This is a genomic window from Neobacillus piezotolerans, assembly GCF_003362805.1.
GTDB lineage: Bacteria > Bacillota > Bacilli > Bacillales > Cytobacillaceae > Bacillus_D > Bacillus_D piezotolerans.
The window spans coordinates 135,592-158,467 of sequence record NZ_QNQT01000002.1; the positions used below are offsets into that span (position 1 = coordinate 135,592).

Consider the following 22,876-nt stretch of genomic DNA (forward strand, 5'->3'; position numbering starts at 1 on the left):
GCGCCGCAATGGGAATTTGGTTGACATACTTGGCGGAATGTTATAGTCTAACTTGTATATAATTTAATAGAACCACCTCACTTTGGATAGTGGGGTAGAGGCGCGGTATTTAACAGTCTTTAGTGGAGCCTGAGAAGCATCGAGACTAGGGAGAAGGAAATACCGCCGAAGTGGGCCATATACTCAATATTGCCTGCTGGGCCTGCAGTGAAGAACTGCCGGACTGTCTCAATAAGCTGCCCGGTTTATTGAGTTGTGCTATCTCATTGGGAAAAAGAGAGGATTTAGGTGCAGACTGTACATTTTGCGGCCTGAGTTTATCTCGGGCCGCTTTTTGGTGTTTTGGCGAATAGAAAAAATGAAAGGGGAAATGAAGGGTGAAAAAAAGGGGAACGTTGTTTCTGGCATTATTGTTTTCAATGATTTTGGCATTGTCCGCTTGCGGAGGTGCCGACAGCTCAAAAAACACAGGATCGGAAGGCAAGTCAGATAAGGATACGTTTAAGGTAGGACTCGAAGCGGGCTACGCGCCATTTAACTGGTCGCAAAAAGATGATTCAAACGGGGCTGTGAAAATTGCTGGCACATCGGAGTACGCCGGCGGCTATGACGTTGAAATCGCCAAGAAAATCGCTGATGGCCTCGGCAAGGAACTTGTCATTGTCAAAACAGAATGGGACGGCCTTGTACCAGCGCTGACTTCCGGCAAAATCGATGCGATTATCGCGGGGATGTCGCCAACCGAGGAACGCAAGAAAACAATCGACTTTTCGGATAACTACTATAAATCGAATCTCGTTATGGTCGTGAAAAAAGGCGGCAAGTATGAAGGAGCGAAATCAATCCAGGATTTCAAAGGGGCGAAGGTAACCGCCCAGCTGAACACATTCCATTACTCCGTTATCGACCAAATTGAAGGCGTCAAGAAAGCGACAGCTATGGACAACTTCCCGGCAATGAGGGTTGCCCTGCAATCAGGCATCATTGATGGATACGTATCCGAACGCCCTGAAGCTGTGAGTGCTTCAACAGCAAATGAAAACTTCGCAATGGTCGAATTCGAGGATGGTTTTAAAACATCCGAGGACGATACCGCGATTGCCGTTGGGCTTAAAAAGGGAAGCGGCTTGAAGGACAAAATCAATGAAATCCTGAGCGGCATTTCCGAAGAAGAACAAACAAGCATCATGGATAAAGCAATTCAGAACCAGCCGGCGGCAGAATAAGGATAGATTTCGGTGGAAACCGGCTGTGTCTTGTATACAGCCGGTTTCATGATGATATGGAGGAGGAGAAACATGAGCATCGAGTGGATTGTGAAAATCGTATCGGAAAACTGGGAGATGTTCCTCCGCGGAGCGGGCACGACGTTATGGATCGCGCTCATCGGGACAATTGCCGGGGCCGCTATCGGCTTGATCGCCGGTATTATCCGGACAATCCCTGTTCCTGAACGGGGACTGAAAAAGGTTATTCTCGCAGTCGTAAATTTCCTTTTATCGGCCTATATTGAATTTTTCCGCGGGACGCCAATGATAGTCCAGGCAATGGTTATTTATTACGGTTCCGCATTGGCGTTTGGAATAGATATGAATGTAATGATGGCGGCCTTGATTGTTGTCTCGATTAATACAGGGGCCTATATGGCGGAAATTGTCCGAGGAGGAATTATTTCAGTTGATAAGGGCCAGTTCGAGGCAGCCCAGGCAATTGGAATGAACCATATTCAGACAATGATGAATGTTGTTTTGCCGCAGGTTATCCGCAACATCCTGCCGGCCACCGGGAACCAGTTCGTCATCAATATCAAGGACACATCCGTCCTGAACGTAATCTCGGTATCGGAACTTTACTTCCTGACAAAGTCGGTTGCGGGGAATAATTTCCGTTACTTTGAGTCATTCTTTGTAGCATGTGTCCTTTATTTCGTCATGACCTTTGTTGTAACGAAAATCCTTCGTTATTTTGAAAAGAAAATAGAAGGGCCGGACAGTTACGCTATTGTCGGCGAGGAAATCCAGCCAGCAAGATAATTGGCGGCGGAAAGGAGGAAAACGCATGGAGAAAGTTATTGATATCCAGCATTTAAATAAGTCCTTTGGAAACCATGAAGTGTTAAAGGATATTAACTTTTCAGTGAATAAAGGGGAAGTTGTCAGTATCATCGGTTCATCTGGTTCCGGGAAATCGACGCTCCTTCGATGTGTAAACCTATTGGAAATGCCGAGCGGCGGCCAAATCATCTACAACGGGGAAAACATCCTTGATGACAGGCATGACTTGTTCCTGTACAGAAGGAAGCTTGGCATGGTGTTCCAGCAGTTCAACCTGTTCAACAACCACAACGTCCTTGGAAACTGCGTCGTCGGGCAAGTGAAGGTGCTGAAGCGTTCAAAGGAAGAGGCGGAAAAAATCGCCATGAACTATTTGAAAGTGGTCGGCATGGATAAATACATCAATGCGAAACCGCATCAATTATCCGGCGGGCAAAAACAGAGGGTGGCGATTGCAAGGGCCCTGTCAATGGAACCGGATGTCATGCTGTTTGACGAACCAACATCGGCGCTCGACCCTGAAATGGTCGGCGAAGTCCTCAAGGTTATGAAAGACCTTGCCGAATCAGGATTGACCATGCTGATTGTTACGCATGAAATGGAATTCGCACGAGAAGTATCCGATCGTGTCGTCTTTATGGATAAAGGTGTTATCGCCGAGGAAGGCAGCCCTGAGCAAATCTTCACCAATCCAACCCAGGAACGGACAAGGGAGTTCCTAAAAAGGACATTAAAGCAGTATTAATCGACATCTTTTATTCCCTTTACAATTATTGAAAACTAAATTTCGAAAAATTTAGATAATAATTGCAAATAGTTTAAAAGTCCCTGTATAATTAAGGAAGATGATAAAATAGACCCAGGGGCAACTTATCTGAAAAGATAAGAACGCAAAGCTAAAGGGGCTAAAGCAGGAGACCTGCCATGCCAGCCAGCTGCAGATGAATGACTCCCTATAAGATTTATGGGTCTTTTTTATTAGACTTTTTAAACATTTGGAGGGAGTAGGGAATGTTGAAAAAAGTAATAGCCATTGTTTTCTCGGCTGCCCTGTTTTTTGGGTTAGGGTCGCCAGCTTTCGCAAATGAAAATAAAGATGTCGACAAAGCCATCAGCATGATTGAAAAGACGAATATCGAAATTCATGAAAAAGTAGAAAAAGCGGTAGAAAAGGCAGACAAGCTACAGGTTGAATATATTGAAGATATTGGAAAACTTCCAGAAGGCAGCACTGAAACGCATCAAAAACTAACGCAAAAATACAATGAAAAATTGGATAAAATCATTGCCGATGTTTATGAGGAAACGCTGAAAATGTCGCAAAAAACGATTGCGAAGGCCGCGGAATACGGAGTGACTGCCGAATGCAGCTGGGTGCTTGTCCGCTTTGCCGATCGATATGTGTGGATTGACCCGGTTCGGGTAGTAGGATTAGGAAAATAGAAAAATATTGAATTGATGCAATTATTCGAATGTTATATTATTAAATTAAGGTAACGAGTCTAAATTAGACTCGTTTTTTGTTTACTATGACCAGGAGGTGTTTACTTGGGATTATCAATAGGAAAAAGAGGAGATGTATTAGAAAAGGTTTCTCTTGATACGTTTGATATTAGTTTGCTGGCCAGGGGCGGCGGAATGGAATGTATGATCCAAACTATTTCAAAAGATAATCTCTTCTACGTTTATCCGAGTGATACACCTGATGTGATGGAGTTCTTCTACATATTGTCGGGGGAAATGGTTTGTGAATATCAAGGGGAAAAGATTAAGCTTGAACCGGGTGATTATTATTCGGCTGTTAACCTGGAAAAGCCAGTTCATTTCTCCACCCTAACAGATATAACCTATTTATGGATAATATCAGAACCCACTTTTTATCAATTGAGTGATAGCCTCTTAAGTTTAAAAGCTATCGTTCATGAAGTAGAGAAGAAGGACATTCATACACATAAGCATAGTGAAAGAGTCTCCGGGTATGCGGTGAAAATGGCGAAAAAACTCATGCTGCCAAAAGAGAGGCTGGAAAATTTGTTTGTCGCGTCTATGTTGCATGACATAGGAAAAATTAATATTCCATCAGAAATATTAAATAAACCCGGCAAATTGACAGATCAGGAATTTTCCGTCGTTAAGCGCCACCCGGGTGATGGAGCGGAAATGGTGAAGGATCTTTATTATAAGGATATAGCCACGATTATCGAACAGCATCATGAAAGGCTGAATGGTAGCGGGTATCCCCGTGGCTTAAAAGGAGAAGATATCCTTTTGGAAGCACGAATCATCGCAGTAAGCGATTCATTTGATGCCATGACCGAGGACCGGGCCTACCGGAAAGCCTTTGATGTCCAGTATGCTGTAGATGAGCTAATCAGCATGGCTGACACCCATTATGACAGGAAAGTCGTTGAAGCGTTTGTGGAGATATTAAAAGAAGAAGGACGCTTGGAAAACGAAATGCTTAAGGTAAAATGAAAGGAATCAATCTGGTGGGATTGATTCCTTTTTCATTTGAATTTCGGATTACACTACGGGTACCATACAGTCCGAGTGTCCATATCGCTGTATTTCAGTGCCTCCCTGATTATAAGGCAGTTGTTACTGTATTTGAACGCCGTTTACATACAAACCGCTTGTTGAGGAAACGAGGTCAACCGATGACACAATATGCCCGGATTGTCCCGGGAACTCCTCGCCGACTTGTGGAATCTTACCCGTTACTTCTTTTTCATCAGTAAAATATTTAAGGTTGAATCCTGATATTTGCTTGTTCGATTTTGGACTGAAATCTATAGTGGCATTAATGGAAGATATTCTTTCATGTTCAACATCATGGGTTTTTTCTCCCCTTTTCCCATCTCCCGTAGTCCAGGTAACTGTAATAGCATAGACCTCTTTAGTCTTATACGTAAAAACTAAATCCCCGGCATTCTTCTGCAGGTCAGCATTATTCCATCCCATGGCGGTTTGGACATCGCCTTTCCCTACGTATCCAGCGCCAGTTGCCGGATCGAACGTTACTGCCGCGAATGCGGAGCCCGCGAGCAATCCCATAGCCAAAGCACCTGCTGCCAAACCTGATAAAATTTTCTTCATTCTCTTCATCTCCCCTAAGAGTATAGTTGATTCTAAGGGCCGGTTACACTATTGGCTCCATATAGCCCAAGTGTCCACGTAAAGGCTATACTTCATTGCTTCCCCCGTGCCGATCCGTTCCTATGTACAGAACAAACCAAATAAAGATGGGCGATATATCGATTGTTTAATTCTATATACCGAACATCTTTTATAAAATTATTATAATTTAAACTATGGTTTAAATAAATGGATTCCGGTCGACATTCACGTTTTAAATATCGACATCTTTATTGGGTAATGGAGGTAAAATAAACCGAGGATGATCAAGGAAAACAAAAAAAGAGCACTAACATCGTTAGCGCTGGCAATGGATTGTTTGTACCTAGGAGGAAGAAAGTAAACAAGGGTATTGGTACCCTTGTTTGTTCAAAGTATATAGTAAACAATAGTTGAATAATATCTTTTTTTGTAGACAAATTACGTCAAAAACTGAGAATGTGTAGAAAAATAAATATTAAAAAAAATGGGATTTTCAATTATGATAGAAGAAGGATTCGGAGACCTATTACTAGGAAAACAGGTGAAGCCCCATGAGAAGCATTGTCCGGAAAAATGTCAGTCTTGTTTTTCTTATCCCTGCATTGCTTTTGACCAACGAATTCATAACGATTCCTGCCGAGCTGGAATGGGATATTCTTCTTTTCCTTTGTATCATGGTTGTGTTTGACCAGGTGAATTTAAAGGTATTTTCCGGTTTTGGGTATTCCTTCTTCAACGTCATTTTATCGCTGATCGTATTTGATCGATTTTCAGTTGTATATGGATTCATTTATCTTCTCGTTGATAGCCTGATGTCGATTCTCCTGAAGAAAAGAGGGCGGCTGCAGTCCATCATCTCCCTATTGTCCATCTATACGGTTATAATCATCGTCTGTAACGAATTGTATAATGGATACTCGGATATGGATTATCAAGCACGCTATTTAACGTCCTTGTTCATGTTGTTCCTGAGTGTCCTCCTGAAATACGTGTATGTTTACCTGGAAACCGGGGCGGCTACGACAAAGCTTTTCCTGGATCGGTTTGGGCCAATGCTTTTCGAGGCGGCGGTTGTTTTTCCGATTCTTGCATTCTACGATCATCTTGAAATCAATCTTGTGCTCATCCTTTTCCTATCGTATTATACGTTCATTGGTTTCCTGCATAAAAAATTTATCGGAATTAACCAGGCGCACATCGATTCAATTACAGAAAAATTGTCCAAGAAATATAAAATTCAATTCTTTTTTATGGATTTAAGAGAAATAAAGGGCGTATGCTATTACGAGAAAAATATGATTGTCATCGACGAAAAATTGGATTACCCGGAGCAGCTGCAGACGATTATCCACGAATTGCTCCACTACCACATGAGGAGATTCAGGTTTCCAATAAGGACAGAAGAAATGATTGTCACTATTTTCGAAGCGGCGATCAGCTGGTATTGCATTGTAACGCTTAAACATAGACTCGAAATCGATTAGGGGAGAGGGAGACAACTATGCCAACGCCGTTAGGACAAGAACTAAGGAGATTACGGTTTGAAAAAAACCTGAGGCTTGAGGATGTCGCCAATGGGACGGGTATCACACTTCAGTATTTAAGCATGCTTGAAAAAGGCGACCGCAAGTCTGTTTCCTTTGAAATCATGGCTGATATATCAAGGTTCTATGGTGTGCCCCTTGATTATTTCGCGGCTTTTATTAAAGAGGAACAATCCCAGCCGCTCTCTGATGTTGAAATTATGCTCTGGCAGTCCATAAATGAAAAAGTACGTGATGAAATTTACTATAAAAAAGGTAAGTCTCTCAAAGCGATTTTCGCAAAATTGTTTAATTAGCCAGAAAACGCCAGCCCGGCAAATGGGCTGGCGTTTTGTTTAAAGCGGGAGATCGCTTTTCCTGAAGGCAAAGATGCCTGAAAAAAAGGCAAGGCTTGATTAGAACTATCCCTGTTAGCAGGACAAGCGGCCTGGGTAAAGGTGATTTTCCCGCCCCATTCGGTCCTGAAAAACCGAAAACCTCGCCTTTCTTTACCTCGAAGGAGACATCGAAAATTCCTTTTCCATTTTTAAATCGATTAAGACTTTGAACGGCCGGCATGTTGGCACCCCTATGGATGGAGTAATTTCGGTTCATCACCCTAATTTTAATACTTTCACAGGAAAGGGGGGCCATCTTCGGAAAGTAACTCCAGATAGGTCGCTTATAAAGACATTTTGGGTTGGAATTTGAGGTTAAACGGACTTAACGGGGGTTTTGAAGCCTGTTTCGCAAGTATTTACCGGTCCAACGATTTTTACACAAAAAACCAGGGAGCCGGCGCGAAAACGCTGGCTTCCTGGTTTTTTGAAAAGATTAACCGCGCACTGTTTCAAGCGCGACTTCGATCATGTCGTTGAATGTTGTCTGCCGCTCCTGTGCGGATGTTTGTTCGCCAGTTACGATATGGTCGCTGACTGTCAGAAGGGCAAGCGCCTTGACGTTAAATTTCGCGCCAAGGTAGTAGAGGCCCGCGGCTTCCATTTCTACTGCCAATACTCCGTGTTTTCCAAGACGGACAAATTCATCCTGGCGGTCAGTGTAGAATAGATCGGAAGACAAAACATTGCCCACGCGAAGCTTCAAGCCTTTTTCCGTACCTGTATCATACGCCTTTTTTAATAAATCGAAGTTCGCGATTTGCGGGAAGTCATAACCCGGGAAGCTGTTGCGGATGATGTTGGAATTGGTTGCCGCCGCCTGGGCGACGATGACATCACGGATTTTAACATCTTCCTGGATGGCACCGCATGTTCCGATACGGATCAAGTTTTTAGCGCCATAGCCTTCGATGAGTTCCTGGATGTAGATCATCGCGGAAGGCATGCCCATTCCTGTTCCCTGGACGGAAACACGGTTTCCTTTATAAGTACCTGTAAAACCAAGCATTCCGCGGACGTTGTTGTAGCATTTAGCATTCTCCAGGAATGTTTCGGCAATATATTTCGCGCGCAGTGGATCCCCCGGCAGCAGTACGGACTCGGCTATTTCTCCTGCTTTTGCTTCAATGTGAAGACTCATACATTTCCCTCCATAATGTTGTTTGGTACACTGTTTCAATCGCTGAAAATCTTGCCATACAGAGTGATGTCAATCTGTTAAGGGGCAGGCGCAAAAACTGTGAACCAGTTAACAAAATTTGCGTTAAAGCGCTAACTGAAAAACGGGCGCTTTCACTGGTATAGTATCTTCAGATAAGACTAAAGTTTATACCATTTCCGGAGTGTTTGGATTTCTTCAGTTTCCTCACAGAGGGATTCAAGCTTTTCCATATCCAGTATGTAAAAGTACTTATCGCGGATATCAATTATTTTTTCATCCTGGAAGTCGGTGAGAGTTTTTGAAACCGATTCCCTCGTTACTCCGAGCATATTTGCCAATAGGCTTTGGTTGATTTTCAACTCAATGTAATACCCTTTATCAGTCTGCCTGCCGAAATTGAAATAAAAATCTACGATCAAATTTGCAACCTTTGTCCGGACATCATAGAAAGTCAAGTAGCGGATAAGCCGGTTAAGGATGCGAACCCTTTCTACAAGAATCATATATGCTTTGCGGATGACGGTTGGGTATTTTTCGGCAATTTCAAGAAAGTCTTGTTTTTTCATTTGCCAGACTGTTACCTGTTCAAGGGCTTCAACAGAGGAAATCCTATATGTATCATTGGAAAGCGTTTCAACTTCACCGATGATTTCCCCTTGTACCGCTATGCTGAGGACAATTTCCTTCCCTTCATGCAAGCGATATACCTTGAGCATACCGGAACGGATCAGGTATACTTCGTCACTCTCATCATTCTCAAACATGAGGATGTGGTTCTTTTTAAACTGTCGTTCCTTTAGTAAGGGCATTATGTCTTGAAGCACACCATCTGGAAGGTCGGAGAATATCGGGAAATCCGAGAGGTCCATTATCATCTATATGCATCCTTTCCGTTCGAAATAGCCTTCTGCCACACTGATTCTGCAGTTGGAAGAACGAAGAGTGTTTTTAAAGGCATTATAACAGAATCGGATGGCTTGAATGGGGAATCTTAACTTAAGCGGAAAAATCAAAATGGTCTGCTGCTAGTGTCACCACCGGAGGAATGTGCCATTCACTTTCTTTATGATTTCTATGGGTTCCGTTTGCGAACCGTATGGGAGAGATAAGTAATTTTCTGCAGTAAAGAGCTGAAATCAATAAGGACTACTGCTCTTTCAAGCATATTGAGGTGAAATAACTGTGAATAAGTTTTTTTCTATACATTCTGAACAGACGAATGCCCGGACGGAAATACTCGCCGGGCTCACATCATTCATGACGGTAGCCTACATTATTGTCGTGAACGGTGCGATTTTGAGCATGGCTGGAATGCCGTACGAAGCGGTTACTCTTGCCACGCTAATCGTATGCTTTGCCGGCTGTATGCTGATGGCGCTATGGGCGAATTCACCACTCATTATCGTCCCTGGGATGGGAGACAACGCATTTTTCGTGTTCACACTTGTCCTATCGTTTGGCCTGACATGGCAGCAATCGCTTACCGCTGTTCTGTTCGCCGGAATTGTCTTTGCCTTGGCGGCCTTTACGAAGGGAGCGGTCTATTTATCGCGGTCCATCCCGCAATCGATGGTTCATGCCATGACAGCCGGGATTGGGCTGTTTATTGCTTTCCTGGGCTTGAAAAATGGCGGGCTGATTGTTGCGAGTGAAGGCACATTCGTAACGTTAGGTGACTTTTCCAACCCACATACCCTGACAACGATACTTACCCTGCTGATTGTGCTGCCGCTTTTCCTAAGGAATGTTAAAGGGAATTTCCTGATTGGCATTCTTGCGGGAACGCTAATCGGGGCTTTGCTCGGAATTGTTGATTTTTCCTCACTGCGCGACTTCAGCATCTCCTTTAAAGGATACGATTCCATCTTTGCGGCTTATGATTTTAGCGAAATCGTCACAGTGAATTTTTGGACAGCCGTTTTTTCGCTGTCTATGGTCATCATTTTTCAAAACATGGGCGCCCAGCTGGGGATGCTGTCCGACAAATCGAAATTCCAGCGGTCGTTTCAGGCCAATTCGGTTTCGGTCGTTGCCGCATCACTATTTGGCTGCAGCCCAGCCACAACTGCTGCTGAGTCGGCAACGGGCATCGCGGCTGGAGGAAGGACGGGGCTTACTTCGTTTACGGCAGGGCTATTGTTCATCCCTGCATTGTTCCTCATCCCGTTATTTAAAGTCATTCCGAATGAAGCGATCGCGCCTGTCCTTATCATAGTCGGCTGCCTGATGGTGCAAAGCCTGAAGCAGGTTCCGTTTGATGACTTTACGGAAGCGTTCCCCGCATATTTAATGCTAGCGTTAATGCCATTGACGTTTAGCATCGCGAATGGACTTGCCTTCGGGTTTATCGCCTATCCTATCGTAAAACTCGTAACCGGAAAGAGGAAGGAAGTTTCCGGTACAATGTACGTGATCGCGTTTTTCTTCCTCTTGTATTTCCTGCTGGGATCGATATGAAAAAACGGATGCGCTTGTTTAGCGCGTTCCTAATGATTTTGACAAAGAAAGACAACCGGTATGCCTTTTTGCGCGGTGGTCTTTTTTTGTGTGAAATTCCAACTTTTGTTCGTCAATGGTGTTGTACGCGGTTGTTTTGGTAAAAGTGCCAATTAAATGAAAGTTAAAACACGAACGTTTGCTATTGATTTTATATTAATATTCGCTTATAATTGCATGTGGCTCGAACGAATATATGTATTCTTCCCCATTTTTGGAATGGGAATTTATATTTTTTAGGAGGCTATCATCATGGAACGCCTTTTTAAGCTGAAAGAATTAAAAACAAACGCAAAGACCGAGGTCGTGGCGGGCATGACAACGTTCATGGCCATGGCGTATATCATTGTTGTAAACCCTGCAATTCTATCCTCCGCTGGTGTTCCGTTTAACCAGGTATTCATGGCAACCATTATTGCAGCGGTAATCGGAACGCTAATCATGGCGCTTTTTGCCAATTACCCGATTGCAATCGCGCCTGGCATGGGGCTGAACGCCTATTTTGCCAGCGTTGTTGCAACGCAGGGGGTCAGCTATCAAATCGTTTTCGGAGCGGTTTTCGTGGCAGGCGTCCTGTTCTTGCTCCTGTCGTTAACGAAGCTGCGTGAAATGCTGATTGAATCGATCCCTGAGTCTCTGAAGCACGCAATTACCTCTGGCATCGGCTTGTTCATCGCATTCCTCGGGCTAAAGATGGCGGGCATTGTCGCCGGGAATAAGGAAACTTTGGTTTCGATCGGGAACCTGCATCAGCCGGGAACTTTACTGGCCATTGCGGGATTGTTCATAACCCTAATCCTGCTTGCGCGCAAGGTGAAGGGGGCTCTCTTTATCGGGATGCTTGTGACTGCGGTCATCGGCTATTTCATGGATATGCTTAAACTGAACGGAGTTGTTTCGGCTCCGCCGCCGCTTGTTTTCTTCGATATGGATATTACAGGCGTTTTCTCACATGGTTTGTTCACCGTGGTGTTCGCCTTCCTGCTTGTAACGCTATTTGATACGACCGGAACGCTGATTGGCGTGACCGAGCAGGCCGGGCTGATCAAAAATGGAAAGCTGCCGAGGGCTAAAGCTGCTTTAAGTGCTGATGCTGTTGCCACTACGGTCGGTGCCGCGCTAGGGACAAGCCCTTCTACCGCTTATATTGAATCTACAACCGGGGTTGCGGCAGGAGGGCGTTCAGGGCTCACAGCTTTGACTGCCGGCGCGCTAATGCTTGCTGCTATGTTCTTTTCGCCGCTCGTCTCGGCAATCGCATCCTTGCCGGCAATTACGGCGCCTGCCCTAATCATTGTAGGCTGCTACATGATGGAGGGTCTCGCGAAAATCAACTGGCGTGAACTCGATGAAGCTTTCCCGGCTTTCATTACCATTCTTGCAATGCCGCTGACTTCAAGCATTGCTACCGGAATTGCCCTAGGGTTCATCACCTATCCGATTATCAAGCTGGTAAGCGGAAAGGGCAAAAATGTCCACGCGCTGATTTATGTATTTGGCATCCTGTTTGCCGTTCAGTTGTACTTCTTTTCCTAAGCCTGTTTCCCGGCTGCTTGCGAGCATGTCGGGGCAGGTTTTTGTTTTTAATCGACGTTATACCCCATCGGACATAGCTTCAATTTTTGATCCTCTTTAGACTCAAACTAATCCATCATTCGAACGAAGCCTCGTATTTTGTTCCTCCTTGAGTCCGAATCAGACGGGTTTTTGGACAATGCGTATTCCTGTTTCTATGTCCGAATACTCCATCTATAACTAACTCGACAGCCGTTTTTCTTCCTCTCTACGACGCAATTCCTGTTTCCAATTTTCCCACACCATTCGACAAATTATAATAAGAAAAACTTATGCATTTTAATTAAAACAATAATATTTATTTAAGTTAACTTCTGTACTACACTAAAGGAAAGAGGTGAATAAATTGGAATATATTATAATTTTCCTTATTGGCATATGCGCGACCACGATTGGTACCTTGGCAGGGGGAGGCGGGTTGATTAGCCTGCCGGCGATGCTTCTGCTTGGCATGCCCGCCCATTCGGCAATCGGGGCGAACAAAGTGTCAAATACAGTCAGCTCCTTTTCAAGTTTTTTTCATCTATATCGGACGAAACGGATTACCTGGAAAGAAGCATATTGGATTATTCCCGTCAGCATTTTCGGAGGGATGAGCGGCGGATTCCTGGCGTCAAGAATACCAGCGGATAAAATGATGATCCTAGCCTTAATTTTATTAACCTTTGCTTTTATTACTTCATTTATCGGAAAAGGAAGTTTTACGGGGAACGGATTGCTGAAAATTAATAAAATAAGCCTTCCGGGTTTATATGGAATTGGCATATATGATGGGCTTTTTGGGCCTGGGCAGGGCACCCTGATGCTCTATTTGTTCGGTCATTTGAACATTTCCTATCTCCGCGCTGTCGGCTTCGTGCGGCTGGCTACTTTTTCAAGCTGTATTGGGGCGGCGGCGATGTACATCGCTTATGGAAAAATCATTTGGCCGATGACACTCGCCCTTATGCTTGGCTCGGTAACAGGCGCGCAGCTTGGCGTCCGGATTGCCGAGAAACTGAAGCCGCAATTTGTAAAGCCAATCCTGCGAGTGGCCACTGTCGCGCTGATTATTCAAGTGTTTGTACGGGCCATTCAATAAATCGCCCAATCCTTTCCGTATATCTTGTGCAAAAATTCCCCTCAAAAGTATTGCAACATATTTACAAGATTTTGAAGTCTGGGATATTGACAGTTTTCAAATCGGTATGATAAAAAAATAGTGGGATTAGCACTCTGTTGACAAGAGTGCTAAGATAAATGAGGACATGCACTGGAAAGGGGATATCACTATGGAAAAGAAGCAATTCCAGGCCGAGTCAAAACGGCTTTTGGAGATGATGATCAACTCCATTTACACAAAGCGGGAAGTGTTTTTACGCGAGCTGATTTCCAATGCCAGCGATGCGATCGACAAGATCTACTACAAAGCGCTGACAGATGATTCGCTTGTTTTTGATAAAGACAATTACTACATAAAGATTGTCCCGGATAAAGAAAGCCGGACTTTGAGAGTCATCGATACCGGCATCGGGATGACGAAGGAAGAGCTTGAAACGAACCTTGGGACCATCGCGAAGAGCGGTTCGCTCGCATTTAAAAAAGAAACCGATCTAAAAGATGGCTATGACATTATTGGCCAATTCGGTGTCGGGTTCTATGCGGCTTTTATGGTTGCCGACGTCGTGACAGTAATCAGTAAAGCGCTTGGCAGCGAAGAGGCTTATAAGTGGGAGTCCACCGGTGCGGACGGATACACGATTGAGCCGGCCGAAAAGGATGCCGTGGGCACGGAAATTATTTTGAAAATAAAAGAAAATACCGAACACGAGAACTACGACGAATTCCTAGAGGAATATAGCCTCAAGTCGGTTATTAAAAAATACTCCGACTTTATCCGCTATCCAATTAAAATGGATGTCAACACAAGCAGGAAAAAAGAAGGCTCCGATGACGAGTGGGAGACTGTCAGCGAAGAGCAGACGGTCAACAGCATGGTGCCGATTTGGAGAAAGAACAAAAGTGAGCTGACGGACGACGATTACACGAATTTTTATAATGAAAAGCATTATGGGTTTGATAAGCCGCTGAAGCATATCCATATTAGCGTCGACGGGGCTGTCCGCTACAACGCCATCCTGTTCATCCCGGAAAGCATCCCATTCGATTACTACTCAAAGGAATTTGAAAAGGGGCTCGAGCTGTATTCTAACGGCGTTCTGATTATGAACAAGTGCGCGGACCTGCTTCCCGACCATTTCAGCTTTGTAAAGGGGATGGTCGACTCCGAGGATTTGTCCTTGAACATTTCAAGGGAAATGCTGCAGCATGACCGCCAGCTGAAGCTGATTGCCAAGAATATCAGCAAGAAAATCAAGAGCGAACTTCTCGCCCTCCTGAAGGAAGACCGGGAGAAGTATGAAACATTCTATCAATCGTTTGGCCGCCAGCTGAAGTATGGCGTCTACAGCGATTTTGGCGCGCATAAAGAAACGCTGCAGGATTTGTTGATGTTCTATTCATCCAAGGAGAAGAAGCTCGTTACGCTTGATGAGTATGTCACCCGGATGCCTGAAGACCAAAAGTATATTTACTATGCGGCCGGCGAATCGATCGAGCGCATCGAAAAACTGCCGCAGGCCGAGCTTGTGTCAGAAAAGGGATACGAAATCCTTTACTTCACGGAGGACATCGACGAGTTCGCCATCAGGATGCTCATGAATTACAAGGAAAAGGAATTCAAGTCGATTGCAAGCGGAGACCTTGGGATTGAATCGGAAGAAGAAAAGAAGGAAGCCGAGGCCGAAGCGCAGGAAAACAAAGAACTGTTTGATGCGATGAAGGGCGTTCTTTCCGGAAAAGTAAAGGATGTGAGGATTTCCAAGCGCCTCAAATCCCATCCGGTCTGCCTTACAAGCGAAGGTGACCTGACGATCGAAATGGAAAAAATCCTCCGCCAGATGCCGAACAGCCAGGATGTAAAGGCGGAAAAAATCCTTGAAATCAATCCGAACCACGAGGTGTTCCAGTCGCTTAAAGGTGCACTTGAGAAAGACAAGGAGAAGCTGGCCCTTTATACGAATCTGCTTTACAATCAGGCACTTCTCATCGAAGGTCTGCCGGTCCAGGATCCGGTCGAATTTACGAATGATATCTGTAAGATCATGGTCTAAAGGGTAAATTCTTGCCGGAAAAATTTATTTGACGTTTGCGCGCCTTTTCTGTAACATATGAAAAGGAATTGAATACCCGTACTTTGCGGGAGAGGTTCATAGCTGATACCCTCTATAAAAAACTATGGATACATGACTATCTGCCATGTCCATAATCGGACATGGCTTTTTTAATGGTTATTTCCATTGTTTTTCATAGATTTATAAGCAGAACTCTCTTGTAAAAGGAGCGGGATACTTTTACAAGGGGGTTTTTTAATGTCTGGACGAAGCCATGAGGAAGGTTTGAAGGATTTAACGTTATTGGGCAACCAAGGGACCCAATATGCGTTTCAATATGCTCCGGAGGTTTTGGAGGCTGTCGATAATCTTCATTCAAACAGGGACTATTTCGTTAAATTCAATTGTCCTGAATTTACAAGCCTGTGCCCGCTGACCAATCAGCCCGATTTTGCCACGATGTATATTTCGTATATTCCGGATAAAAAAATTGTTGAGAGCAAATCGCTCAAGCTCTATTTATTCAGTTTCCGAAACCACGGAGACTTTCATGAGGACTGCGTCAATATCATTATGAACGACCTGATTAAACTGCTGGACCCGCGCTATATCGAGGTTTGGGGAAAGTTCACGCCAAGGGGAGGCATTTCGATTGACCCTTGGTGCAACTATGGGAAGCCAGGGACGAAATATGAGGAAATGGCCAATTTCCGCTTGATGAACCATGATCTTTACCCTGAAAAGATAGACAACCGATAAGAGAGGACAAAAAAGATGATTTTATACCTGAATGGGGCGTTTGTCGGCCTGCTGATCCTTGCGAACGTTGTGGCTGTTAAGCTTTTCGGCATCGGCAACTATGCCATCTTGCCCGCCGCTGTCATTGTGTATGTCTTTACCTACCCTATCATTGATGTAATTGTCGAGGTGTATGGGAAAAAACAGGCCCAGAGGACTGTCCAGGCCGGTTTGATCACGCAAGTCCTAGCCCTGGCTTTCATTGCGGCTGCAATAGCGCTGCCGTCAGCGTCAGTTTTTACAGAGCAGCAATCGTTTGAAACCATTCTGGGAGGAAGCTTCCGGGTGATTGCCGCGAGCCTGATTTCCTATGCTATTAGCCAGAATCTCGATGTGCTTGTTTTCAATAAATTGAAAAACCGCCATGGGCAAAAAAAGCTCTGGCTCCGGAACAATGCTTCGACAATGCTTAGCCAGCTTGTCGATACGGCGATTTTCATTGGAATTGCCTTTTACGGGGTCGTGCCTGCGGCTGTGCTTGGGACGATGATCATTACCCAGTACATCTTTAAATTTTTCGCTTCAATTGCAATTACCCCGCTTGTGTACCTGCTAGTGAGTATCATTAGAAAGAAAGAAGGGCCAAGCCGGGATGGCTACGAAGCTGTATCAATAGATTGATTGGCTCATTAAAAGAACTCCGCCATTGATAAACAGCGGAGTTCTTTTTTCTATACTGTTAAAGGGTTGATCAACATGGCTATTAGCTTAAATTTAAAACCCTCGCTGAGGGAGTTTCTTCGTCCTCTATTGTACCGATGCCGCTTTTTTTACGGCTTCAAAGGCGTTTACGTACCCGGCGCCAACTTCATGGTATTGGTGAGCAGGCATCGGCTCCGCGGTTTGAGCCATAAAATCCAGCGCCTCTCCAGGCGTAAGATCCGGCTTGGCTTCCTTCATGAGGGCGACAACCCCGGAAATGTGCGGTGCGGCCATGCTTGTGCCGCTGGATGTCGTATAGAAAAGCAGATGCTCCGGGTCAATATACGAGATATCCGTTGTTGTGCCGAGCACGTTCATGACGATGCCGGTTGAGGACCTTGTTGCGACGATGTCCACCCCCGGGGCTGTGATGTCAGGATGGAGGAATTGATCACCTGCAACACCGCGGGAAGAGAAGTCAGCAAGCTGTTTATCCTTCGTCCCAGCAGCTACACTAATGACCCAAGGCGCCGCGGAATACGGGTTAAGGGTATTGTCTCCGGGGCCTTCATTTCCCGCTGCAAACGCAACTGTTATCCCGGCATCATGGGCAGCTTTTGAAGCAACATTGATTGGGTCGTTCGGTGAGTATACACCGGTTGTCCCCCAGCTGTTGCTAATCACGTCGATCCCATACTTGTCTTTGTTTTTAATGGCGTAATCAAAGGCTTCAAGCGACCAAAGAATGTTGATACCTTCCCCAACGCCAAGGCCGACAAGCTTCGCATCCGGGGCGACGCCTTTATAGAGGCCTGAACTCGCTTTGCCGCTTCCGGCTATTGTCCCGGCAACATGTGTCCCATGCCCGGAAGAAGTATCTGTATTAACAATGTTCTCAAGGTAAAGCGGCGGATTGCCAAACAGGTCACCGACAACAAATTTTACGTTCTGGATGACTTTTTCACCGAATCTTAGGTCCTGGTGGGTCGCGTCAATGCCGCTGTCGATAACTGCGACAGTTACCCCTTTTCCTGTATAGCCAAGGTCGTTCCAGACTGATTCAGCGCCAATCAGCTGGCGGCTGTCGCGCAGGAAATACTTCAGTTCTTTATTTTCATAGACTGAGAGAATATTCGTGGATGAAAGGAGGAGGCTAGCCAACGCTGCGATTTTCCCTTTTACCGCGACCATTGGCAGGGTTTCAAATGTTTTTGTTTCAAGTCCCAGGGCTTTCAGGAGTTGGATGTCCGCCAGGGCGGGAGCTTGTTTGTATGTAATGATGGCTTCCGCTTCACTCCCGGATAAAGTTGAGTTTAGCAGTTTTTGAATAACAGGGCTAACTTCAGCTTTCAAGCCAATAGCTTTTGACTGGGTTGAAAAGAATGGCCCGGCCATAGTGAAAATAAGAATGAGCGCAATGAGAAATTTGAGCTTTTTCATAAGGACCCCCTAAATAATTTAGAAATACCTTTTCTGTTTATCCAGCAAGTTAGTTAGCAAACATACTGGAGGTTGGGAAAATTTTTAAGAGGAAATAAAAACGGCTGCCTGCGATTGGCAGCCCTGATCCTTTAGATTAACGATTGCTTTTGCTGGATGAGTTTGTTCAGTTCCTTATCGACATTGGCATAGTCATGGCTTTCTGGCGTTAGCATGCTGATTTTACCAAGCAGCTCGGCTATTTTTGTGTCAAGCAAGGCAAGCTCTTCTTCGCGGTTGCGGTTATCCGGCCGCGCTTGGGCAAATTGCCGTTCTTCATACTCCCGCAGGCCCATCTCAATTCGCTGTATCCGGTTATTTTCAATCACTAACAATTTATCGCAGAGCCTTTCAACGAAATACCGGTCATGCGAAACGATTAGAAGGGTGCCGGAATAGCTCGCCAACGTTTCCTCCATTTGCTCGCGGCTTGGCAAATCAAGATGGTTGGTTGGCTCATCAAGGACGAGCATATCGTATTCCTGCATAATCAAATGAACAAGCTTGACCCTCGTGCGTTCACCAAGGCTTAAAGCAGAAAAAGGATTTGATAGCTTTTCTTCCTTCATGCCCATATTGGCAAAAAGGGTACGCGCTTTGGTTCGTTGCTCCAAGCTTTCCATTCCCATGAAATCAAGGACTGTCCGGTCACCTGGAAGGTCGCCAACATCCTGGCTTAAATAGGCAATCCTGACTGAATCGCTTTTCCAAAGTGATCCCTTCGAGGCGCTTAATTCTCCCAAAAGCATTTTTATAAAGGTTGTTTTTCCGGCTCCATTTGAACCAAGCAGGGCAATCCGCTCGCCGTGCTTGATGTAAAAATGGCTTTTTTCAAAAAGAATCCGTTCCGCAAATGATTTGCCCAATCCGCGGGCTTCAAGAATCCGTTTTCCGCGGTTCCCGGCTGCTTCAAAGTCAAACCTGATAGATAGTTCATCTTTTGGCTTTTCAATGTTTTCCTTGGAGAGTTCGTGATTCAGTCGCTTTAGCTTGGATTTGATTTGCGCGTCTTTTTTCTTAGCCTGGACTCGACCGTATTCTTTGAAACCTGTCTGTCGGTTTTCGGAGGGAGACCTGCCTTTTCCCGCTTCCCGATGCGACTTTTCGGACCACCGCTTAAGCTGGGCAACCTGTTCGTTGATGAGTTCTACTCGCTGCTGCTGCTTGTGAAACTCCTTTACTTGCTGCTCATGCCGCCGTTTCTTCTCGGCTCGGTAATCAGTATAGTTGCCATCATAGACGGTTAGCTTCCCGTCTTCAAGCTCGAAAATTTTTGAAACGGTCACGTCAAGAAAATGCCGGTCATGTGATATGATTAGCGCCGCCTGAGGAGAATTTTTAATGGATTGGATTAGCCAGTTCAGCCCTTTTAAGTCCAAATGATTTGTTGGTTCATCTAGGATAAGGAGCCCGGGGTTTTCAGCCCAGACCCCGGCGAGAGCGAGCTTCAGCCGTTCTCCGCCGCTAAGGCTGCCAAGCCGTGAATCCTCCCATTCACGAATTTTTTCAAGGCCCAGCTGACTGGCCGTTTCAAGTAGTGTTTTTCCCTTTTCGTTCTCCAGGGTAGATAGATCATAGTCAGTTGATTGGGGCAGATAGCCAATCCGTAAGCTGGAAGACCTTTTAGTAAAGGTTCCGCCATCAGGTTCCAGCTCACCTGTAAGCAGCTTAACGAGCGTTGTTTTCCCCGATCCATTCCAGCCAACAAGCCCGATCTTTTCCCCATCTCTTATATCAAAGGAAACGCCGCCCAGTAGTTCGCGTTCTCCAAAACTCTTTTTTATATTTATTGCCTTGATTAGTTCCATACAAATCACCTCAGTATGTTTTTGAAAAATCACATTGTAGACTGAGCCGAGTTTGAAAAAATCATAAGAAAAACCTCCCCGGGAACCCGAAGAGGCTGATTGTATGGCAAATTAGTCCTTTTCAAGCCGCCTTTTAAAACACACCTAAAAGGCGCGCAAAAAAGCAACCGCTTGAAAAGCAAAAAAGGGCATACGAATCCTATTCTTCAGGTTTCCTCATTTTATTTGCATGAGTCCACTCCTAAAAAATAAGATTATAACTTCATTGCCCCAGTACCATCCTTTTAATGTATTCGTATTTCATCACAAGTATATGCGGGAGACGGCATGTATGTCAATGTTCATGGAAGAAACCGCCTGGCTTTGAGGTGGAAACCGAACTCCGGTAGAATGAAGGTTAGGAATACATAGGGAAAGGTGCATGTAAATGGAGAAGTTCATTGTGATTGGGGCGGGAATACTTGGGGCATCCGCAGCTTACCATCTGGCAAAAGCCGGAGCCGATGTAACCGTCATTGACCGGCGCGATCCCGGCCAGGCAACCGATGCGGCAGCGGGGATTATCTGCCCGTGGCTGTCCCAGCGGCGGAACAAGGCGTGGTATGCGCTTGCGAAGGGAGGAGCGGCCTATTATCCAACACTTATCCGGCAGCTTGAGGAAGACGGCGAAAAAGAAACCGGTTATTCAAGGGTTGGGGCTTTGAGCCTGCATACCGATAAGGGCAAGCTTGCGAAAATGGAAGAGCGGGCTCTTGCAAGGAGAGAGACCGCACCAGAGATAGGCGAAATCCGCCAGCTTGACCCGGGGCAGGCTGCACGGCTGTTTCCGCCCGTTTCGGAACAGTTTGCTTCGCTCCATGTTGAAGGCGCGGCCCGCGTTGATGGCCGTGCGTTACGGAATGCGCTCATGCATGCGGCTGGAAATCATGGCGCCAGGGTTATCGGCGGCTCGGCAAAGCTGGAGTTATCCGGCGATTTGATTACGGGTGTTACGGCGGAAGGGAAGTACTATGAGGCCGATACGGTCATTGTGGCGGCCGGAGCCTGGGCGGGAGAGTTATTGAAGCCATTGGGGATCAATTTAAAGCTTTGGTCGCAGAAAGGACAAATTGTCCATCTGAAGCTTGATGGCAGGGACACAGGTAATTGGCCAGTCATCATGCCCCCAAGCGATCAATATATCCTCGCCTTTGATGGCGGTAAAATTGTCGTCGGGACAACTCATGAAGAGGACAAAAACTTTGACATGAGGGTGACAGCGGGCGGGCTGCATGAAGTGCTTGATAAGGCTTTGTCAACAGCGCCGGGGCTGATGGAAGCCGAATTTGTGGAAGCCAGGGTTGGCTACAGGCCGTATGCGCCAGGTTTCCTTCCGGTGATCGGAAAAGTGCCTGGTCATGAAAACCTCCTGTTCGCAAATGGGCTCGGAGCATCAGGACTGACAGTCGGGCCGTTTTTGGGTGGGCAGCTTGCAAAGATGGCGCTCGGTGAGATAGTTGATATTGATTTGGACCTTTATGAGTTAACCGGGTTAATTGGGGATTAAAGGAAGAAAGCGGGCGTACTTTGCCCGTGCTTTTTTATTTTTGTCATAAGTAAAAAGCGCAATTACTTAATTTTTCCATAATAAAATATTATGAATTTCGGAATGAATGAAAGTTTGTTTTTTTTATCATAGCGAATAAAGGGCCTCATTTTCAGAAAATAATCCCAGTCCGTGTTGATTTTAAAATAACCATATCGGGGTAAAAGGGTAGATATAACAATTGCTATTTTTAAACTTCGAGGAGGAACAACCTATGCAATGGAAGGGCAGACAGGGAAGTTCGAATGTTGAGGATAGAAGAGGAATGGGCGGCGGAGGATTGCTCATGGGCGGTGGAATCGGCGGGATTGTCCTTGTCCTGATTATGACGTTTCTTGGCGGCGGCAATATTGGGGATGTGCTGAATAACCTCGGCGGAGGCGGGACTGGGCTTGAATCCCCTCCGCCATACCAGGAAACTGCTGAAGAGAGGGAATTGGCGCAATTTGTTTCGGTTGTCCTTGCTGATACAGAGCAGGTATGGACTGAAATATTTGAAGAAGAGGGAATGGTTTATAAAAAGCCGACGCTTGTTTTGTATTCTGGCAGTGTTCAATCAGCCTGCGGCACAGCTGGATCGGCGGTTGGCCCGTTTTATTGCCCGGGTGACCAAAAGCTGTACATCGATTTGAGTTTTTATCAGGAGCTTCAAACCAAATTCCAGGCTCCGGGTGACTTTGCCATGGCCTATGTTATTGCCCACGAGGTTGGACACCATGTCCAGACTTTATTGGGGACATCGGAAAAAATGGCATCGCTCCGGCAGAGGCTTAGCGAAACGGAATACAATAAGTATCAAGTTCGGATGGAATTACAGGCGGATTATTTCGCGGGTGTCTGGGCAAACAGGGCTCAAAATATGAACCTTTTAGAAGAGGGTGACCTCGAGGAAGCGCTCAATGCCGCCACCGCTGTCGGTGATGACACCATCCAGAAACGTTCACAGGGATACATCGTTCCGGAAAGCTTCACCCACGGGACTTCCGAACAGAGGAAACGCTGGTTTTACAAAGGTTTCAAAACGGGTACGATCAAAGGAGGAAACACCTTCAATGCCAAGAATCTCTAGAGGTACTTGGCGATTCAT

At 45.5% G+C, this 22,876-nt stretch carries 20 protein-coding genes, 1 pseudogene and 4 riboswitches; of the genes and pseudogenes, 15 read left to right on the plus strand and 6 right to left on the minus strand.

Annotation, left to right across the window (positions count from 1 at the left end):
• Nucleotides 1-87: 87 nt before the first annotated feature.
• Nucleotides 88-269, plus strand: a riboswitch (Lysine riboswitch).
• Nucleotides 270-419: 150 nt separating this feature from the next.
• From DRW41_RS05785 to DRW41_RS05805, 5 genes are all read left to right on the plus strand, one after another.
• Nucleotides 420-1,226: a transporter substrate-binding domain-containing protein gene (locus DRW41_RS05785; RefSeq protein ID WP_439330855.1), complete on the plus strand. Its 807-nt coding sequence runs from the start codon at nucleotides 420-422 to the stop codon at nucleotides 1,224-1,226.
• Between the two features lie 72 nt (nucleotides 1,227-1,298).
• Nucleotides 1,299-2,033: an amino acid ABC transporter permease gene (locus DRW41_RS05790; RefSeq protein ID WP_115451032.1), complete on the plus strand. Its 735-nt coding sequence runs from the start codon at nucleotides 1,299-1,301 to the stop codon at nucleotides 2,031-2,033.
• Between the two features lie 25 nt (nucleotides 2,034-2,058).
• Nucleotides 2,059-2,799, plus strand: coding sequence for an amino acid ABC transporter ATP-binding protein (locus DRW41_RS05795; RefSeq protein ID WP_115451033.1), 741 nt, complete (start codon nucleotides 2,059-2,061; stop codon nucleotides 2,797-2,799).
• 109 nt (nucleotides 2,800-2,908) lie between these two features.
• Nucleotides 2,909-2,997: riboswitch (cyclic di-GMP riboswitch) on the plus strand.
• A gap of 68 nt (nucleotides 2,998-3,065) precedes the next feature.
• A complete protein-coding gene (locus DRW41_RS05800; protein WP_115451034.1) occupies nucleotides 3,066-3,497 on the plus strand; it encodes a hypothetical protein in 432 nt (143 codons plus the stop codon).
• 105 nt (nucleotides 3,498-3,602) lie between these two features.
• Nucleotides 3,603-4,529 (plus strand): HD domain-containing phosphohydrolase, encoded by a 927-nt coding sequence (locus DRW41_RS05805; protein ID WP_245959361.1) that lies wholly within the window; start codon nucleotides 3,603-3,605, stop codon nucleotides 4,527-4,529.
• Nucleotides 4,530-4,652: 123 nt separating this feature from the next.
• Here the strand turns inward: DRW41_RS05805 and DRW41_RS22630 are convergent, their stop codons facing one another.
• Nucleotides 4,653-5,150, minus strand: coding sequence for a hypothetical protein (locus DRW41_RS22630; RefSeq protein WP_142752186.1), 498 nt, complete (start codon nucleotides 5,148-5,150; stop codon nucleotides 4,653-4,655).
• A 28-nt stretch (nucleotides 5,151-5,178) separates the two neighbouring features.
• Nucleotides 5,179-5,261: riboswitch (cyclic di-GMP riboswitch) on the minus strand.
• A gap of 461 nt (nucleotides 5,262-5,722) precedes the next feature.
• On the opposite strand from DRW41_RS22630, the gene DRW41_RS05810 reads away from it, so the two are divergent.
• Both DRW41_RS05810 and DRW41_RS05815 read left to right on the plus strand, forming a co-directional pair.
• Nucleotides 5,723-6,655, plus strand: coding sequence for an ImmA/IrrE family metallo-endopeptidase (locus DRW41_RS05810; RefSeq protein WP_115451035.1), 933 nt, complete (start codon nucleotides 5,723-5,725; stop codon nucleotides 6,653-6,655).
• Nucleotides 6,656-6,672: 17 nt separating this feature from the next.
• A complete protein-coding gene (locus DRW41_RS05815; protein ID WP_115451036.1) occupies nucleotides 6,673-7,011 on the plus strand; it encodes a helix-turn-helix domain-containing protein in 339 nt (112 codons plus the stop codon).
• A gap of 121 nt (nucleotides 7,012-7,132) precedes the next feature.
• Here DRW41_RS05815 and DRW41_RS23355 read toward each other — a convergent pair.
• The 3 genes and pseudogenes from DRW41_RS23355 to DRW41_RS05830 form a co-directional block, all read right to left on the minus strand.
• A pseudogene (locus tag DRW41_RS23355) lies at nucleotides 7,133-7,273 on the minus strand (ATP-binding cassette domain-containing protein); the annotation flags it as partial.
• A gap of 255 nt (nucleotides 7,274-7,528) precedes the next feature.
• Nucleotides 7,529-8,233 carry a purine-nucleoside phosphorylase gene (gene deoD, locus DRW41_RS05825; RefSeq protein ID WP_115451038.1) on the minus strand — a complete coding sequence of 235 codons (705 nt, stop codon included), beginning with the start codon at nucleotides 8,231-8,233 and terminating at the stop codon, nucleotides 7,529-7,531.
• Nucleotides 8,234-8,412: 179 nt separating this feature from the next.
• Nucleotides 8,413-9,129, minus strand: coding sequence for a Crp/Fnr family transcriptional regulator (locus DRW41_RS05830; protein ID WP_115451039.1), 717 nt, complete (start codon nucleotides 9,127-9,129; stop codon nucleotides 8,413-8,415).
• A gap of 301 nt (nucleotides 9,130-9,430) precedes the next feature.
• Between DRW41_RS05830 and DRW41_RS05835 the strand changes: the two genes are divergently transcribed.
• The 6 genes from DRW41_RS05835 to DRW41_RS05860 all read left to right on the plus strand — a co-directional run bounded on the left by DRW41_RS05835 (nucleotide 9,431) and on the right by DRW41_RS05860 (nucleotide 16,896).
• Nucleotides 9,431-10,711 carry an NCS2 family permease gene (locus tag DRW41_RS05835; RefSeq protein ID WP_439330856.1) on the plus strand — a complete coding sequence of 427 codons (1,281 nt, stop codon included), beginning with the start codon at nucleotides 9,431-9,433 and terminating at the stop codon, nucleotides 10,709-10,711.
• 291 nt (nucleotides 10,712-11,002) lie between these two features.
• Nucleotides 11,003-12,286 carry an NCS2 family permease gene (locus DRW41_RS05840; protein ID WP_181884440.1) on the plus strand — a complete coding sequence of 428 codons (1,284 nt, stop codon included), beginning with the start codon at nucleotides 11,003-11,005 and terminating at the stop codon, nucleotides 12,284-12,286.
• A 385-nt stretch (nucleotides 12,287-12,671) separates the two neighbouring features.
• Complete coding sequence (locus tag DRW41_RS05845) at nucleotides 12,672-13,406, plus strand: sulfite exporter TauE/SafE family protein (RefSeq protein ID WP_115451041.1); 735 nt, start codon at nucleotides 12,672-12,674, stop codon at nucleotides 13,404-13,406.
• Between the two features lie 190 nt (nucleotides 13,407-13,596).
• Complete coding sequence (gene htpG, locus DRW41_RS05850) at nucleotides 13,597-15,477, plus strand: molecular chaperone HtpG (protein ID WP_115451042.1); 1,881 nt, start codon at nucleotides 13,597-13,599, stop codon at nucleotides 15,475-15,477.
• An 85-nt stretch (nucleotides 15,478-15,562) separates the two neighbouring features.
• Nucleotides 15,563-15,609: riboswitch (PreQ1 riboswitch) on the plus strand.
• 126 nt (nucleotides 15,610-15,735) lie between these two features.
• The gene (queF, locus tag DRW41_RS05855; protein WP_115451043.1) at nucleotides 15,736-16,236 is read left to right on the plus strand and encodes a preQ(1) synthase; all 501 of its coding nucleotides are present in this window, start codon (nucleotides 15,736-15,738) and stop codon (nucleotides 16,234-16,236) included.
• Between the two features lie 15 nt (nucleotides 16,237-16,251).
• The gene (locus tag DRW41_RS05860; RefSeq protein ID WP_115451044.1) at nucleotides 16,252-16,896 is read left to right on the plus strand and encodes a queuosine precursor transporter; all 645 of its coding nucleotides are present in this window, start codon (nucleotides 16,252-16,254) and stop codon (nucleotides 16,894-16,896) included.
• Nucleotides 16,897-17,022: 126 nt separating this feature from the next.
• Here the strand turns inward: DRW41_RS05860 and DRW41_RS05865 are convergent, their stop codons facing one another.
• Nucleotides 17,023-18,357 carry a S8 family serine peptidase gene (locus tag DRW41_RS05865; RefSeq protein ID WP_115451045.1) on the minus strand — a complete coding sequence of 445 codons (1,335 nt, stop codon included), beginning with the start codon at nucleotides 18,355-18,357 and terminating at the stop codon, nucleotides 17,023-17,025.
• A 131-nt stretch (nucleotides 18,358-18,488) separates the two neighbouring features.
• Nucleotides 18,489-20,204 (minus strand): ribosomal protection-like ABC-F family protein, encoded by a 1,716-nt coding sequence (gene abc-f / locus DRW41_RS05870; protein ID WP_115451046.1) that lies wholly within the window; start codon nucleotides 20,202-20,204, stop codon nucleotides 18,489-18,491.
• Between the two features lie 427 nt (nucleotides 20,205-20,631).
• Here abc-f and DRW41_RS05875 point away from each other — a divergent pair, with 427 nt between their 5' ends.
• Both DRW41_RS05875 and ypfJ read left to right on the plus strand, forming a co-directional pair.
• Nucleotides 20,632-21,750, plus strand: a complete 1,119-nt coding sequence (locus DRW41_RS05875) for an NAD(P)/FAD-dependent oxidoreductase (RefSeq protein WP_115451047.1) — start codon at nucleotides 20,632-20,634, stop codon at nucleotides 21,748-21,750.
• Nucleotides 21,751-22,003: 253 nt separating this feature from the next.
• Nucleotides 22,004-22,858 carry a KPN_02809 family neutral zinc metallopeptidase gene (gene ypfJ / locus DRW41_RS05880; RefSeq protein WP_115451048.1) on the plus strand — a complete coding sequence of 285 codons (855 nt, stop codon included), beginning with the start codon at nucleotides 22,004-22,006 and terminating at the stop codon, nucleotides 22,856-22,858.
• The last annotated feature ends 18 nt before the right edge of the window (nucleotides 22,859-22,876 follow it).